This is a genomic window from Gillisia sp. Hel_I_86, assembly GCF_007827275.1.
GTDB lineage: Bacteria > Bacteroidota > Bacteroidia > Flavobacteriales > Flavobacteriaceae > Gillisia.
This window is the reverse complement of the sequence record NZ_VISE01000001.1, coordinates 2,058,872-2,074,141: the sequence shown is the minus strand read 5'-3', so window position 1 is coordinate 2,074,141 and position 15,270 is coordinate 2,058,872. Positions and strand designations below refer to the sequence as shown.

At 35.9% G+C, this 15,270-nt stretch carries 22 protein-coding genes and 3 pseudogenes; 19 read left to right on the top strand and 6 right to left on the bottom strand.

Annotated features, from left to right (window positions below):
• Nucleotides 1-32: 32 nt before the first annotated feature.
• Both JM83_RS09375 and JM83_RS09370 read right to left on the bottom strand, forming a co-directional pair.
• Nucleotides 33-377, bottom strand: a complete 345-nt coding sequence (locus tag JM83_RS09375) for a hypothetical protein (protein WP_144961513.1) — start codon at nt 375-377, stop codon at nt 33-35.
• Between the two features lie 37 nt (nt 378-414).
• Nucleotides 415-702, bottom strand: a complete 288-nt coding sequence (locus JM83_RS09370) for a hypothetical protein (RefSeq protein ID WP_144961511.1) — start codon at nt 700-702, stop codon at nt 415-417.
• Nucleotides 703-947: 245 nt separating this feature from the next.
• On the opposite strand from JM83_RS09370, the gene JM83_RS09365 reads away from it, so the two are divergent.
• From JM83_RS09365 to JM83_RS09330, 8 genes and pseudogenes are all read left to right on the top strand, one after another.
• Nucleotides 948-1,454, top strand: a complete 507-nt coding sequence (locus tag JM83_RS09365; protein WP_315897846.1) for an N-acetylmuramoyl-L-alanine amidase — start codon at nt 948-950, stop codon at nt 1,452-1,454.
• 226 nt (nt 1,455-1,680) lie between these two features.
• Complete coding sequence (locus JM83_RS09360) at nt 1,681-2,013, top strand: ArsR/SmtB family transcription factor (protein WP_144961507.1); 333 nt, start codon at nt 1,681-1,683, stop codon at nt 2,011-2,013.
• Nucleotides 2,014-2,029: 16 nt separating this feature from the next.
• Nucleotides 2,030-2,917, top strand: a complete 888-nt coding sequence (locus JM83_RS09355; RefSeq protein WP_144961504.1) for an arsenite methyltransferase — start codon at nt 2,030-2,032, stop codon at nt 2,915-2,917.
• Nucleotides 2,918-2,942: 25 nt separating this feature from the next.
• Nucleotides 2,943-3,560 (top strand): low molecular weight phosphatase family protein, encoded by a 618-nt coding sequence (locus JM83_RS09350; protein ID WP_144961502.1) that lies wholly within the window; start codon nt 2,943-2,945, stop codon nt 3,558-3,560.
• Between the two features lie 2 nt (nt 3,561-3,562).
• Nucleotides 3,563-3,907, top strand: a pseudogene (locus JM83_RS09345) (arsenic resistance protein); the annotation flags it as partial.
• 17 nt (nt 3,908-3,924) lie between these two features.
• Nucleotides 3,925-4,173 (top strand): annotated as a pseudogene (locus tag JM83_RS09340) (DoxX family protein); the annotation flags it as partial.
• Nucleotides 4,170-4,535, top strand: coding sequence for an iron chaperone (locus JM83_RS09335; RefSeq protein ID WP_144961498.1), 366 nt, complete (start codon nt 4,170-4,172; stop codon nt 4,533-4,535). The pseudogene JM83_RS09340 and the gene JM83_RS09335, both read left to right, overlap by 4 nt.
• A gap of 242 nt (nt 4,536-4,777) precedes the next feature.
• The gene (locus JM83_RS09330; protein ID WP_315897845.1) at nt 4,778-5,152 is read left to right on the top strand and encodes a YdeI/OmpD-associated family protein; all 375 of its coding nucleotides are present in this window, start codon (nt 4,778-4,780) and stop codon (nt 5,150-5,152) included.
• Between the two features lie 4 nt (nt 5,153-5,156).
• Here the strand turns inward: JM83_RS09330 and JM83_RS09325 are convergent, their stop codons facing one another.
• Entirely contained in the window at nt 5,157-6,137 is a 981-nt protein-coding gene (locus tag JM83_RS09325) for a GlxA family transcriptional regulator (RefSeq protein ID WP_144961496.1), read from the bottom strand.
• 149 nt (nt 6,138-6,286) lie between these two features.
• On the opposite strand from JM83_RS09325, the gene JM83_RS09320 reads away from it, so the two are divergent.
• The 8 genes from JM83_RS09320 (at nt 6,287) to JM83_RS09285 (ending at nt 10,011) form a co-directional block, all read left to right on the top strand.
• Nucleotides 6,287-6,700: a VOC family protein gene (locus JM83_RS09320; RefSeq protein ID WP_144961494.1), complete on the top strand. Its 414-nt coding sequence runs from the start codon at nt 6,287-6,289 to the stop codon at nt 6,698-6,700.
• Nucleotides 6,701-6,740: 40 nt separating this feature from the next.
• On the top strand, nt 6,741-7,298 hold the full coding sequence (locus JM83_RS09315; RefSeq protein WP_144961492.1) for a dihydrofolate reductase family protein: 558 nt from the start codon (nt 6,741-6,743) through the stop codon (nt 7,296-7,298).
• Nucleotides 7,295-7,732 carry an SRPBCC domain-containing protein gene (locus tag JM83_RS09310; protein ID WP_144961490.1) on the top strand — a complete coding sequence of 146 codons (438 nt, stop codon included), beginning with the start codon at nt 7,295-7,297 and terminating at the stop codon, nt 7,730-7,732. Before JM83_RS09315 ends, JM83_RS09310 begins: the two co-directional genes overlap by 4 nt.
• Nucleotides 7,733-7,767: 35 nt before the next feature.
• Entirely contained in the window at nt 7,768-8,151 is a 384-nt protein-coding gene (locus JM83_RS09305) for a VOC family protein (protein ID WP_144961488.1), read from the top strand.
• A 91-nt stretch (nt 8,152-8,242) separates the two neighbouring features.
• Nucleotides 8,243-8,461, top strand: coding sequence for a hypothetical protein (locus JM83_RS09300; RefSeq protein ID WP_144961486.1), 219 nt, complete (start codon nt 8,243-8,245; stop codon nt 8,459-8,461).
• A gap of 45 nt (nt 8,462-8,506) precedes the next feature.
• Nucleotides 8,507-8,935, top strand: a complete 429-nt coding sequence (locus JM83_RS09295) for a VOC family protein (RefSeq protein WP_144961484.1) — start codon at nt 8,507-8,509, stop codon at nt 8,933-8,935.
• Entirely contained in the window at nt 8,932-9,363 is a 432-nt protein-coding gene (locus JM83_RS09290; protein WP_144961482.1) for an SRPBCC family protein, read from the top strand. The genes JM83_RS09295 and JM83_RS09290 overlap by 4 nt, the downstream gene beginning before the upstream one ends.
• Nucleotides 9,364-9,516: 153 nt before the next feature.
• The gene (locus JM83_RS09285; RefSeq protein WP_144961480.1) at nt 9,517-10,011 is read left to right on the top strand and encodes a DinB family protein; all 495 of its coding nucleotides are present in this window, start codon (nt 9,517-9,519) and stop codon (nt 10,009-10,011) included.
• Between the two features lie 712 nt (nt 10,012-10,723).
• Here the strand turns inward: JM83_RS09285 and JM83_RS09275 are convergent.
• On the bottom strand, nt 10,724-11,185 hold the full coding sequence (locus JM83_RS09275) for a response regulator (RefSeq protein WP_144961477.1): 462 nt from the start codon (nt 11,183-11,185) through the stop codon (nt 10,724-10,726).
• Nucleotides 11,186-11,730: 545 nt separating this feature from the next.
• On the bottom strand, nt 11,731-11,997 hold the full coding sequence (locus JM83_RS09270; protein WP_144961475.1) for a hypothetical protein: 267 nt from the start codon (nt 11,995-11,997) through the stop codon (nt 11,731-11,733).
• A gap of 192 nt (nt 11,998-12,189) precedes the next feature.
• Between JM83_RS09270 and JM83_RS09265 the strand changes: the two genes are divergently transcribed.
• Nucleotides 12,190-12,759: an RNA polymerase sigma factor gene (locus JM83_RS09265; protein ID WP_144961473.1), complete on the top strand. Its 570-nt coding sequence runs from the start codon at nt 12,190-12,192 to the stop codon at nt 12,757-12,759.
• A gap of 314 nt (nt 12,760-13,073) precedes the next feature.
• On the opposite strand, the pseudogene JM83_RS09260 reads toward JM83_RS09265, so the two are convergent.
• Nucleotides 13,074-13,617: pseudogene (locus tag JM83_RS09260) on the bottom strand (ATPase).
• 425 nt (nt 13,618-14,042) lie between these two features.
• Between JM83_RS09260 and JM83_RS09255 the strand changes: the two are divergent.
• Together JM83_RS09255 and JM83_RS09250 are read left to right on the top strand one after the other, a co-directional pair.
• On the top strand, nt 14,043-14,774 hold the full coding sequence (locus JM83_RS09255) for a LytR/AlgR family response regulator transcription factor (RefSeq protein WP_144961471.1): 732 nt from the start codon (nt 14,043-14,045) through the stop codon (nt 14,772-14,774).
• Between the two features lie 25 nt (nt 14,775-14,799).
• The gene (locus tag JM83_RS09250; protein ID WP_144961469.1) at nt 14,800-15,270 is read left to right on the top strand and encodes a hypothetical protein; all 471 of its coding nucleotides are present in this window, start codon (nt 14,800-14,802) and stop codon (nt 15,268-15,270) included.

The following is a 15,270-nucleotide window of genomic DNA, read 5'->3' as shown; positions in this document are numbered from 1 at the left end:
ATTAACGATACCGCTTTGGGCAGCTTGATTTTTTATGGGATGCACCGGATTTCAAAATATGCCTTCTTTTTAAATATGGTACTGCTTTGGTATTTATTGGTTATCAATATTATCCCCACCACTTGATAAGAGCACTCCTTTATCTGGGCTGTACTTTGCTTTTGATCAATACGGTTTTCTACGTTTTCCTGCACAAGACCAATGTAAAGGGCAGCGTTGAAAATTAGTATGCCGATAATCATCCCAAAGCTGAATGAGAAGATGATAATGAGCAATGAGGGCAAAATGGAAGCCATCATTAATGCGAACAACGAAATCGGCAATCCAAAAATGACCGCCTGTTTTCTGATATTTTTATAGACCTCGAATTTCTTCATAAATCAAGTTGTTAATTGCCAAATGTCGCTTAGCGACTTAGACTACGATTCCAATTAGGTAGGTGAAGATGCCGACTACTGCACCTGCAATCAGAACAAAGACGAGAACCCTGGTAATTCCTTTTTTGAGGTCTGCATTTTCTCCAAAGAAGTGCCCTGCATTAAACAGGAAACCGATGAGGAAAATCACCCCTAGAATAATGGGAAAAATGGTTCGAATCGTGTTGGAAACGTCATCGACCGAATCTTCAATGCCACCAATTTGAGCAAAAATCAAAGTTGAGAAGAAGGACATTAAAGTTGCCAAATAGATTGATTTTTTCATAACGTAAAAGTTTAGGTTTTGATGAATTTTCGTTATTGGAAATTTACATATATTTGATTGTAAACTATTGAAAATCAGTTATTTGTTAATAAAATATTATTTGATCTTATTTGAATTCAGATGCTGTTATTTGGTATCAAATTCAATGGAATTTTGAAAGTGAGCTGTTAATAACCCAAAAATTGAAAATGGAAAAAGTGCTCAAAAACGTCAGTTTTCTCATTTTGCTCTTAAAAATGTGTATCATGTTTGGTCAGGAAACTGTAACTCATAAAAGAATACTTATTGATGTTGGACACGGTGGAAAAGATTCCGGTGCAATCGGAATTAATGGCATTGAAGAAAAGGATATTGTCCTCGATATTGCTCTGGGAATTTTGAGCCTTAACGAAAAGTCGGGAACACCAAGGGATATCTATTTGACAAGATATAGTGATACGCTTATTTCATTATCGGATAGGACTAAACTAGCGAAGGCTCTAAAAGCAGGTTTGTTTATTTCGTTGCATTGTAACCATTCCGATAACCCGAATGCTAGAGGTGTTGAAATATATGTGGCAAACTCCACTTCACAATATTCAAAGGATGCCACTTGGTTGGCTTTTCAATTGCAAGCTGCGCTTAATAAGGAATTGGGATTTGAAAGTAGGGGAGTGAAGTTTTTCGATTTTCAGGTGCTTCGGGAAACTGTTGATTATTGTCCTTCCGTGCTTTTGGAATTGGGGTTTTTATCCAATCTTGATGAATCATAACATCTTACTAAAGAAGAAAATATATTTGCGATTGTGTTATCGATTTTAAGTGGTTTACAAATTAAAAAATAAGGTCATGAAGGAACTATTCATAGAAATTATTAAATGCATCAAGCAACTTATAATTGCTCTCTTTAAAGAGATTAAGGAAGTAGCAATAAAAATAGAATAATTTGGACAGTTTATATATTAATTGTAATATTGCAATGAATTAATATAAAGCGAAATGGGATTAACCAAAACAGAAATGTTCACAGACCAGCAAAACCAAATCTCGGTTTTTGCAAAGGTTTTCGGACATCCGGCAAGAGTGGCAATTTTACAACAACTCTTTAAAACAGACACTTGCTATTGCGGGGATTTGGTCAACGAAATTGGATTGACCCAACCTACGATTTCACAACATTTAAAAGAACTGAAACATTTAGGACTAATTAAAGGAAATGTTGAAGGCACTAGCGTTTGCTATTGCATCGACACCGAAAATTGGACTAAAATGAAAGCGGCAATGTTGCAATTTCTAAATCAAGATATTTCTAATAAAGAAGATTGTTGTTAACAATAAAATAGTCACAATGAAAAACGAACAAGAATTAAAAAATATCGTTAAGGAACGCTATACCAAGATCGCTGAACAAGGAAAAGCAGAAAATGCTTCGTCTTGTTGTGGCGCCACTACTCCATCAAACAAAGTATATAATATTATGATGGATGATTATTCCGAAACCAAAGGATATATTGAAGATGCAGATTTAGGCTTAGGTTGCGGATTACCAACTCAGTTTGCAAAAATCAACACAGGTGATACTGTAATCGATTTAGGTTCCGGAGCCGGAAATGATTGTTTTGTTGCAAGGCACGAAGCTGGGGTAGAAGGAAAAGTAATTGGAATCGATTTCACACCAATTATGATTGAAAAAGCCAGAGCAAACGCAGAAAAACTCGGATATAATAATGTTGAGTTTAGAGAAGGCGATATTGATGCAATGCCAATAAGTGATAGTGTTGCCGATGTAATTGTAAGTAATTGTGTTTTAAATTTAGTTCCTGATAAACAAAAAGTAATAGGAGAAATTTTTAGGGTTTTAAAACCCGGGGGACATTTTAGCATTTCTGATATCGTCTTGATAGGAAACCTGCCAGAAACTTTAAAAGAAGATGCAGAAATGTATGCTGGTTGTGTGGCCGGGGCAATTCAAAGAACAGATTATTTACAAACGATACAAGATAACGGTTTCCAAAATATAACTATTCAGAAAGAAAAACCCATTACAATTCCAGATGATATTCTAAGTAAATACCTCACTTCAGAACAAGTCAATGATTTTAATAAGGGAGAAACAGGAATTTTTAGTATTACCGTGTATGCAGAAAAACCAGGAGAAAAAAATAAAAACCCAAAAGTAAATCTTTCTGAAATTGAAATTTCCAATGGTTGTTTACCAAACACAAATTGTTGTTAATTAAAAAAAATATTTAGAAACTTAAATGCACATTTTTAAAACCATTGATACCGTTATTTCAACATTGAACGTTGATACCATTAAAAATAAACGAAAAGAAATTTTACAGCCCTTAATTGATTATATTAAAGCTAAAGTAGCTGAAAACAAAGAAATTAGAATCAACTTCATCTGTACTCACAATTCACGAAGAAGTCATTTATCTCAATTTTGGGCACAAACTTTGGCCTATCATTTCAACATCAAAAATGTATTCTGTTATTCAGGTGGCACAGAAAGTACCGCACTTTTTCCAACGGTTGCAGAAACTTTGCAAAGTTCAGGTTTTGAAATTAAAAAAATTTCAGAGGGCAACAACCCTATTCACAGTATTAAATATGCTGACAATGAGCATCCAATAATAGGGTTTTCAAAAAAACTGGATGACGATTTCAACCCAAAATCAGGATTTGTAGCCATTATGACGTGCGATTCAGCAAATGAAGCCTGTCCATTTGTTCCAGGTACAGAAAAACGTATTCCCATAACTTTTGAAGACCCAAAAGCGTTTGACAATACACCCCAACAGGCGGAAAAATATAAGGAAAGAAGTCTTCAAATCGCTACTGAGTTATTTTATGTTTTCTCTCAAATCAATTCATAAAAATGGCTACAAAAAAATTAGGCTTCCTCGATAGTTATTTAACCCTTTGGATTTTTATTGCGATGGCATGCGGTGTGGCTCTCGGCTACTTTGTGCCAAACTTTCCAAGTATCGTCAACTCATTCAGTAGCGGAACAACGAATATTCCCATTGCAATCGGTTTGATATTGATGTACCCACCTTTGGCAAAAGTCAACTATTCGCTATTGCCCAAAGTTTTCAGAAACACAAAAATCCTTTCCATTTCGCTTATACTCAATTGGATTATTGGTTCCGTTTTAATGTTTGTATTAGCTATTACATTTTTACGTGATTACCCAGAATATATGGTCGCACTGATTTTAATCCCTCATCGAGGGTTTAATTGACCGTACTCGGAATATGGAAAATTTTGGGGGTTATAGCAGTGCTAATTCCTAAATTCCCATTGCTAAAGGAATGGGCCTATGCAGGTTTTTTCTTTGTGATGTCTGGAGCTGTGATTTCCCACGTCTTATCCGGTAATTCGATAAATGAAATATTTCCACCATTGCTACTTCTAATCTTGACAATTTTATCGTGGTATTTCAGGCCAATGGATAGAAAGGCAGCCTTTAACAACCCACAATTATGAAGAAATCTAAAAACGTAAATGAATATATCGAAAATTCGTCCGAGGAATCCCGTTCTATTATGGAAGAACTTCGCCAAATAATTAAGTCCACCGTTCCAGAAGCCGAAGAAAGAATTGCTTGGAATGTCCCAAATTACAAGCTTAATGGAGTTTTAGCGGGTTTTGCAGCATATTCTAAACATGTGAGTGTTGGATTTAGTGAAGGTGGGCTAAGCGACGAAGAACGTAAACTATTTGGAGATAAAGGATATAAAACAGGAAAGGGTACGGTACAAATTAAATTTGACCAAGAAGTTCCTTCCACAATAATCAAACAAGTTCTCAAATCGCACGCAAAAATGAATGAATCAAGAAAGAAATAAACCCAAACAGCAAGTTAGTATCATAGCATAAAATCTTATGAAGAAAAGTATCGAATCCTTTTTTCGAAGAAAGCAAAAAGTGGAAGGAGGAATATGCTTATTTGAGGAGCCTGATCCATAGCACGGGACTGCGCGAAGAATTCAAATGGGGCAAGCCCTGCTATACCTTCCAAGGTAATAATATTGTTCTCATTCACTGATTTAAAGACTATTGCGCGTTGCTATTCCATAAAGGTGTTTTGTTGAAAGACACAAATGATATATTGGTTCAGCAAACAAAAAATATTCAAGCAACACGCCAAATCCGGTTTAAGAATTTTGAAGAAATCAGAGAATTAGAGTCTTCCGTCAAAACTTACATTTTTGAGACCATTGAGGTAGAAAAAGTAGGCTTGGAAGTGAAGATGAAAAAGACTTCGGAATTTGATATGCCCGAGGAATTTAAAAAAGCATTAGAAGATGATGCGAATTTAAAAAAAGCCATCCAATCATTGACGCCAGGCCGACAAAGAGGATATCTATTATATTTTTCAAATGCCCAGCAATCTAAAATCAGAACGGCAAGAATGGAAAAGTGTACAGGGCAAATTCTGAATGGTAAAGGTCTTAACGATTAAACAATTATATCTCAAGCTTGCCACTATATTTATTCAAATAATCCAAAGGTGTCATATCTGTAATCTTTCTAAAAACATCCCGGAACGCTTTGGGGTCAGAATACCCAACGTCATACATTACCTCATTTACGGTTTTACGGCCTTTTTCCAGTTCTTTTTTTGCCGCTTCCACTTTTACCCTTTGTAGGTATTCCAGGACAGAATTGGAGGTTGCTTTTTTAAAACGGCGTTCTAAGGTGCGTCGGCTCAAAGCGATATGCTCACACAAATCCTCAACCGATATTTTATCTTTATAGTTTTGCTCTATGTAATCCTGGGCCTTCAAAACTTCATCATCTTTATGCGATTTTTGTCCCGAAAAAATCATAAAAGGCGATTGACTGCTACGGTCAATATCAATCATAAATCCTTTTGCGGCCATAACTGCAGTTTCCCGACCAGCAAATTTTTCTATTAAGTAAATGACCAAATTGGTAAAAGCGTATGCGCCACCGCTCGTATAGATGCCATCGGCCTCGGTCACGATTTTTTCATCGGTCAAAATAACATTCGGGAACAGTTCCCTAAACATATTGGCCGATTGCCAATGCGTAGAACACGGTTTCCCGTCCAGTAGCCCTGTGGCGGCAAGAAAAAAGGAGGAAATACAGAGACTTACGATTTCCGCACCATCTTTATATTGCTTGATAAGCCAGGGTGTCAATGCACTATTTTGTTTTAAACTTTTCTCGAAATCTGAATGGATAGCGGGAAGGATAATTAAATCAGTTTTTGGAATTTCCTCTATCACGGTTTCAGGTTTAACAGGAAAAAGCCCGCCACCGCTATCCGGTTGCCCTTCAAGACCTACCAATTGAATATGGAACATTGGTTCTTTACCTGATTGTTGAAGAAATTCATTGACCCAGGATAGCATTTGATGCGTTCCTGCAATATTTACAACACTTACGTGCCCTTTAGGGACAAGGATGGATACGTGCTTCATTTTACCTGACTTTAATGTAACGAAAGATATAAAAATTCAATGTCGCAATCAACCCGTAAGATTGACGTAAACACACCTGTGAAGTTTGGTTTTACTCCGATATCTTTGAGTAAGTGATTTATTAACAAGCTTTTAAAAAATAATACAAAATGAAATCAATCTGGCTGAACCTCCCCGTTAAGGACATACAAAAATCAAAAAAATTCTTTAAAGCCATAGGCTTTCGCGAAAATCCTTTGTATTCAAAAGTTGAACATTTTGCAAGCTTCTTTATAGGAGAAAATGACTTTGTGTTGATGCTTTTCCCCGAAGACACCTTTAAGTCCTTTTCGCAAAATGAAATTTTGGATCCTTTAAAAGGAACGGAGGCACTTTTGAGTATCGACGCACAAAACAAGACCGAAGTGGATGAAATGGCTAAAAAAGTCAGCAAGGCAGGTGGGAAAATTTTTGCCGAGCCTAGCGAAAGGGATGGTTGGATGTATGGCTTTGGGTTTATGGATATGGATGGCCACCGCTGGAATATGCTCTATATGGATATGGACAAAATGCCGGAACAATAGATTAATTGAAAACTAAAAAATAGACTTAATCTTTAATTTAATGAGAAAGATAATTTTATCAATGATGGTATCCCTTGATGGATATATTGAAGGAACGAACAATGACATACATTGGCACGTTTGGGATGATAAAATGGAAGATTATATGATGGACTTTTTCCAAACAGTCGATACTTTTATTTATGGCCGAAAATCCTATGAACTCATGCTAGGCTATTGGTCGGGCCAAACCGGAGCGTTCGCCGATATGATGAACAAGACCCCTAAGATAGTTTTCACCAAAACATTGGAGAAGGTAGAATGGAATTCTAAGATAGTGTCTAAAAACGTCGTCGAGGAAATTAACATGGAGAAAAATAAGAAAGGGAGGGATCTGGTGCTGTTTGCAGGAGCGGGTATCGCATCGACTTTTATAATGCACGATTTGATTGATGAATATCGCCTTATTATTAATCCGGTCGTGTTGGGTAAAGGTACAAGCTTGTTTCCAGACAAGAAACGATTGAAATTGAAACTACTAGAGGCCAAAGCATTTGATTGTGGAAATACCTTGCTTATTTATAAGCCTGAGAAAAGAATCAAATCTAGTCAATTATGAAACAGAAAGAATTCAAAACAATCATTAATGCCCCCAAAGAAAAAGTTTGGAGGGTGCTTTGGAGCAAGGAGACATATCCCATATGGACTGCCCCTTTTTGTGAAGGCTCACGTGCCGAAACCGATTGGCAGGAAGGGGGCAAAGTACTTTTCTTGGGCTCCAACAATAATGGGATGCTAAGCAGGATCCTTTCTAAAATAGCCAATGAGTATATGTCTTTTGAGCATCAGGGGGTTGTAAAAAATGGCAAAGAAGATTTAACTGGTGCAGATGCGAAATCGGTACAGGGTGCGCAAGAAAATTACATCCTGCAGGAAAAAGGCGGGACAACAGAATTAAAGGTAGGCGTTGATATTACCGAAGAATATTCAGAATATTTTCAAAAAACATTTCATAAAGCCTTACAGATAGTTAAGGAGCTATCGGAACAATGAAACCCATTTAATTCTATGAAATCCAAATTTAAATTATGAAAACATCAAATTCAATAGTCTGGTTCGAAATCTATGTAGATGATATGGAGCGGGCATCAACGTTTTATGAAAGCGTTCTAGACGTGAAGTTGGAAGCACTGCCCAATCCCACAGGCGACGATATGGAAATGAGAAGTTTCCCGGGAGACATGGAAAAATATGGTGCAAATGGAAGCTTGGTCAAGATGGAAGGGGTAAAAGCAGGTGGTAACATCAACCTTGTTTATTTTAATAGCGAAGACTGCGCTACGGAAGAAAGGCGGGTAGAAAAAGCGGGTGGTAAAATCTTTAAACCAAAAATGTCCATTGGCGAGCTTGGGTTTGTCTCCCTATTATTTGATACAGAGGGTAATATGGCCGGACTTCATTCGATTCAGTAGGATATTTTAAAAACAATATTTAATGGTATTTTTATATACTTTAGTAAAATAACACATTTTTAAAGTCTGTATTTGTAGAAAAATCTTGCAAATGGTGGAAATATTTAGAACCAATGTTGATAATGAAAATAAGGCAAAGAAAATTGTGGATGCTGTTCATTCCAACTTTCAGTGCTATAAGGCCAATTTTGATTTGGAAGACTGCGATAGGATCTTGCGGGTGGAAAGTAACAATGGCAGACTGAGCGTATCTAAAATTTTACAATTCTTAAAGCGACTGGGGCTTGAGGCAGAAGTTTTACCGGATTAGGGATCAATTTTTAAATAGTATTAATAACCTTTAAAATCAATTATTATGAAAGTAAATCCATATTTAAACTTTGACGGCAATGCCGAAGAAGCATTCAATTTTTACAAATCGGTATTTGGTGGTGAATTTATCGCCAATATGAAAATGGGAGATGCTCCCGATACGGAAAAATTGCCTAAAGAAGAACAGAAACGAACAATGCATATCTCGTTGCCCATAGGCAAGGATACCATCTTGATGGCTTCGGATATTGTACCCTCGATGGGCCATACCCTGAACAAAGGAAACAATATGTATGTTTCACTTCACCCCGAAAGCAGGGAAGAAGCGGATCGATTATTCAATGGACTTTCCGCAGGGGGCGATATCGAAATGCCAATGGAGGACCAGTTTTGGGGAGATTATTTTGGAAGTTTTACCGATAAGTTCGGGATGAAGTGGATGATTAATTATAACGAACAGAACAAGCAATGAGCAAACCTAAAACCATTACCATAGAAACCCCTATTAACGCCAGCCTTGATAAGGTTTGGCGTTTTTGGACTGAACCAGAACATATCAAACAATGGAACAATGCTTCCCCAGACTGGCACACACCAAAAGCACAGAATGATCTGAAAAAAGGGGGTAAATTCAGCACAAGAATGGAAGCCAAGGATGGTAGTATGGGATTTGATTTTGGAGGAACTTATGATGAAATAGTTCCCAACAAGCAAATCAAGTACACATTGGATGATGGCAGAAAAGTGGATATTACATTTATGAAAGCTAATAAGGGAATAACAATTACGGAAACTTTTGAGCCTGAAAGTCAAAACCCTGTGGATATGCAAAAACAAGGTTGGCAAGCCATTCTGGATAATTTTAAGAAGTATGTAGAATCAAAGAATAAATCAACATAAAGATAGATTTCCAAATCTACCATGCTGTAGCACCTATTTAAAAAACATCAACATCTAAAAATCCACACTTAAATTCGATGAAAATTTGAGTTAGGACAAAGACAATTAAAATTGTTTCCATTAAATTAGTATTACAAACCTAAGAAAGACATCATGGATACATTAAAGCAATTAAGGGATGAACTTACCTTTGAGTACACGGTTACTAAAAAGTTCTTCGACAATTATCCCGAAAAAAACAACAACTATGCTCCACACGAAAAAAGCATGAAAATGATCGACTTAGTTACGCACATCGCATCAATCTTTGGGTGGCCGGTTGTTATGTTGGACACTTCTGAGCTTGATATTTCAGAAGCAGATCAAACAGAAAAGGTAGAAAACAAGATGCAGTTGAAAGCGCTATTGGAGAAAGAATACAAGGCTTCGATATCAGCCCTTGAAGTGGCTGCAGAGTCTGATCTCGAGCCTAGATGGGGACTCACTATGAAGGGTGAAAAATTGATGGAGTGGACAAAATATGGTGCCATTCGCCATGCACTCGATCAAATTACCCATCATCGTGCCCAACTGGGCGTTTACTATCGCTTGCTGGATATCCCAGTACCCGCAAGTTATGGCCCTTCTGCCGATGATCAGAATTTTTAAACCAAAATCTAACTGATATGCAAAAATAGAATTGGCAGGCCATTTTGGACAATTTTAAAAGATCCGTAGAATCACACTGAAAGTGTAAATTCGTATTGGATTAAATGTAAGTTTCCAGAATAAAGGGAAAGTTTGCTGCAATTCATTTCCTCTTATCCCCAGCCCTTTCATCAAAAGCAATCAAATTAAACAGTTCCCGTATTCAGCTTCGAACACAATTTCTATAACGTTCTTTTTGAATATTCTGGTAGTGCTAACTTCCTTTCCAGGATATACTGACACAAAAACATAATAAAAATCAAGCCCCTCTATTTCAAATAAAATTCCAAATATATAAGAGGGCTCTTTTTTTTAACAAGCTTATTCTGCAATAAAACAAAAATGTTTATCTTTAAGTATTATACCCCCTCGGGATATATAGAAATGGGGGGATGCAGTTAACAGCGTGTTCCCCCATTTTGCTAATTAACCAGGCCAGAAAATTATAAATCTCTTTTTTTAAACTTGCGAGTTTTTAACCTTACACATAATTTAAAATAAAGTAATTCTTAAGGCTGATCATGGATAAAAGAAATTCTGCACATTGATCGCTATAAGACCCGCTTACAAGGGAATTAACTTTTTGATGCGCCTAATTAAATATATTGCAGTTCACCGGTTTTGCAATTCCCAAAAGTATACTGTAATTACTTGTAGAAATACTCAAACCCTACTATCCATTCAATAAAAACCCTGTATTTACGCTTTCATCATTATTTTTGAAAGCGTGAATTTTATTCTTCAAATGGGAACAATGATTATCTGAAAAAGGTTTGTTATAATAACCTCTAACTTCAGGATATTCTCTAAGACTTTTTATTACCGTGGAATCTATGACGGAACTTAAAATAAAAACGAAAAAATCTAATGTTTTAATCTTTTTTTTCAAACGTTTTAATCTTCGCAATAATTCGATGCCATTTAAATATGGCATCTCCAGATCCAGTAGGATAATGTAGGTTGTTTTTGAGGTGCAACAATGAGAAAAATAAGTAAGGGCTTCCCTAGGGTCATTAAAAATAATTGGAGTTACGGGGGTCATTTCATTTTGGACCAATTTTTTGTGATGCAACATAGTAGTTAAATAATCATCATCAATAATTATAATTTTGAATTTTTGGGGCTGATTTTCCATCAATTGATAATTTTGGGGATTGGTAAAATTTTTGTTTGTTTTTTTAGATCATTTTTAATAAATATTTCTTTGGTAGTAAATGAAAAACTTGCAATAGATTGTAAAATATCCATCCCCTTCAACTAATGCTTCTATAGTCCTCGAATTACTGTATTTTGTTGTAAAAGAGGTAGCTCCTATCAGGATTTTTCGAAAAGTAGTACTACAAAACAGTTTGACCGTTCAAAGAAATCTATTCCCAGTTGCTCCAAATTTTCCTGTGGGGCTTGTTTAAAAAAAATCCAAGCTAATACCCAATAAAAACTACCTTATTCCATGAGAGTAAAACAATTGAGGCTATAAAATATTCAGCCTTAGACATAACCAAAATCTAAGCGTTAAATCAATCCCACATTGCCGTAGGGTCATTGTCCTCTTTCTAGATTTTGAAAATTGTTCTTTACTCTATTAAAGAACTTCCCTGTTTTCATTTTTAGGTGTTCTCCTAATAGACAATGTTTTACATAGTAATCAATACATTCTTTGCCGCTTATGATGGAAACCCTTCACATCGGTTGTAATTCAAGCTTTTCTAGTCGTATCTTTATTTCTTCCTTCAACTGGATTACCTTCCATAATTCTTGAAAAGCCCTATCCACATCTATCTCCCTCCATAAAAGGTCCACACAATAGTCATCAACGATATGTTTTTTGAACATCTCAGCATATGGCTCCTGGCTTATTAACCAACCTAAATCCATCTCCTCCTTGGCAGAGAGGGAATCAGTAAAATATTTTGAAACCAGTTTAATAAGAAAGGGCTTATATTCCATCGTTCTTTTTAGATAATACCTTAAAAATGTAAAAAACCCTTACTCTTAATTGTTTTTTTTTTGATCTTTGAGACTTTATCCAATTTTTTAGCACGTTATAAATAGAAATTTTTATTCGGAAATCGTAAAAAGACATTAAAATAAACTTGGAATTACCTACAGTTCTATTTTTATCACCCCAAATCCCCCCCCATGGAAGATTTACAGTTAGTACCCGCCATTAGAAAAGGAGACAATTCAGCTTTCAAAATGCTTTTCAATAATAATTATAAGAAGCTTATAGGCTATGTAAGGACTTTTACAAACAATCAGGAGGAAGCTGCAGATGTAGTACAGGAAGCTTTTCTTAGTTTATGGGAAAATCGCAGCCTCTTAGATACAGAGCGTTCCCCCAAGAACTACCTTTACAAAATTGCATATAATTGTTATATGGATCGATATAGCAAGCGGAAGAAGGAAGAATGTTTTTTTAAAGAATTGAAGAAAGAGGCATTGGAAGAACATATCTTTAACGATCCACAGTTACTGGAACGGCGATTAGAAAGATTGACGGTAATTATAAACAACCTTCCACCTCGCTGCAAAGAAATATTAAAGCTCAACAAAATTCAAGGCTATACCCAAAAAACAATCGCTGAAGATTTGGATATATCTGTAAAGACTGTAGAGGCCCATATACGCAAAGCTTACAAAAAAATAAGGGAAGGATTTAAGGATGATGATTTGTTCTTAATGGTTATCATCAAAATTTTAAAGCTGTAACCCTTAAGTTCACTACCAGAAATAAATATCCAAATTTCAATTTTATTATTTGCAATTTTTTCTGGTGACTAAAGAAGGTGATATCTATATACTCATTATAGGTAGCGCGATTAAGAAACCTTTTCAGGAACAACTTATCATTATATTTCTGTTAAAGTATTATTCCAGTTTACACTGCACCTCGGGAGGGCGGTATCCAAAATGTTTATTCTTTAAATGAGCTTGTGGGCTGGGTATTCATAAATGCGCACCATCGCATCGGCTCCTATAGTAATTTATCTAAAATTACCTGTATAACAGATTTTTATAAATTCTCATTTCCTTTTATCCCCAGCCCTTTCATCAAAAGCAATCAAATTAAACAGTTCCCGCATTCGGCTACGAACGCGGTTTCCATAGCGCTCTTCCAGTTCTTCGGCATTTAGATTTGTAGGTGTAGCTCGTAGCGGGATAGCAGAACCTCGCCCATAACATTGAGATCCGTACCGTAAAAGCTTCCGGCAGGTTCTACACCCAAGTCGTCAAAACAAAATAATTTGGTGTTCCCATATTCCTCGACTGTTTTAAAACCGATATGATTGAAACTAAACGTTACATTCCTGCAAGGAATCATCTCATACGGTCGTTGCATCGGAACGATGTGTCGAAGCAATTTCATCAAACTGGTTTTACCACGGGACCGGAAAGTAGCAGTCCCTTGTTGGTATCAATTCCAAATTTTTTGCAATTCTCCTTATCCTTGATGAAGTAGGAGCAGAGTTGTAGTAAGATCGCATTATCCTCCTTATGGATTTTAAATTTTTCTCCAAAAAGAAGCTTGCCTTTGGCATTCAGATAAACATCCTCATAATAATCCATCCAATCCAAAAAACAATTCTTATTTCAAACATTTTTTTTCAGAAAATGATTTAGATAATTTATTCGACAAAAGTAATTTTGAGAGATTATTTTATGCAGATATTCAAAGTAAAAATTCTCAGTATGACAAAAGAATAAATGGTATGACAAATTTTTCGATAATAACGGAACATTAAATGAAGGAGCACGTGCTAAAAGAATAAAAGAGCTACTAGCGGATGATAAGCAAGCAGGTCTTATAAGTATTTATAGAAAAAAATAAAAAGCTGCCAAGTCGCTTATCGCAAATAGCGGGCATTCCAGTGAAAAGTGTTATTTTAGAGACCAACTAAAAAACAACAAAGCCGACGAGTTTGCGTCCCTACTCCACGCTAATTGCGTTAAAGACCGTTGTGTTTAATTCACTTTGATAGAATCAACTGTAAATGTCCAAAATTAGAATATTAGCAACAGAAGACGATCCCATTCATGAAGCAAAACTTCGAATGGTGATGGATTCATTAAAATACGATTTAATTGATGTTATAGTTGATCCTCATCAGGTGATTCCTATAATTCGAGCAACAAATCCTGATATCTTATTGATGGATGTTGATTTGAATAGTGATATCTCGGGAATTGATTTGGTTAATAAAATCAATGAGTTATTTGATATTCCAACCGTTTTTTTAACCTCGTTTCATGATGCTAGTACTTTCAATAAAGCCAAGGAAACACAACCTGTGGCCTACATCACTAAACCATATAAAGCAGAGGAATTAGAGCGAAGTATAGCGCTTGCGATTTTTAATAAACAAAAGGAAAGAATAGGTATCGCTAGCTCTATTAATACGCGTATAACAAAGCATCTTTTTGTGAAAGACGGCGCTTCATTAACGAAAGTGCTACTCTCAGACATCAGATATATTGAAGCGTATGACAAGTATTGCTACATCCATCTACAGAACAAGAAGTACATGATTAAGGAACGGTTAAAGAACATATCCGAAAAGTTCCCAGATGATCTTTTCTTACAAGTGCATCGCTCTTATATCATCAATCTCGAAGCCATTGATGATATTAAACTGACTCAAAATATGTTATTGATTGGGGAGAAGAAAATTGGAATTGGAAAAACATATAGGCGCGCTTTTCTTTCCAGAATTAGCATACTTTGATAGATTTTCTCTAATTTAGTTTTTCATGGAAATTACTGAAAGAATAAAAACAATATCTGGCCTACAGGAATTCCTTTTTTGGGTGGCCTCAGTAAATAAAAATAAGATTTGTGAGTTGACTCGGGTCGCTGGCTATACCATTGAAGTGGACAATGAACACATTATCATTTTTCTTCCAAAGCAATTGTTTGAAATTATAGAACCAACGCTCGAGGCTGATTCGAAAATCAGCTTTTTAATGGCTTCAATACTCAACTTTGAATCTTATCAGATAAAAGGGAAGTATGTAAGTCATCAAATGTGTACCGAGGAAAATGTTAATTTGTATCAGCCAAAAGTCCTTAAAATCATTGAAATACTAAGTGGTATGGGGTTGGATGGAGACGGAATTTTTGGTTACTTATTAGATCAACCCAGCATTGCGGTGAGGATGCGGTTTACCGAAGTGTATGAACAGACACCCAAACCTGGAACAGGAGGCAAACTAACGGACTAA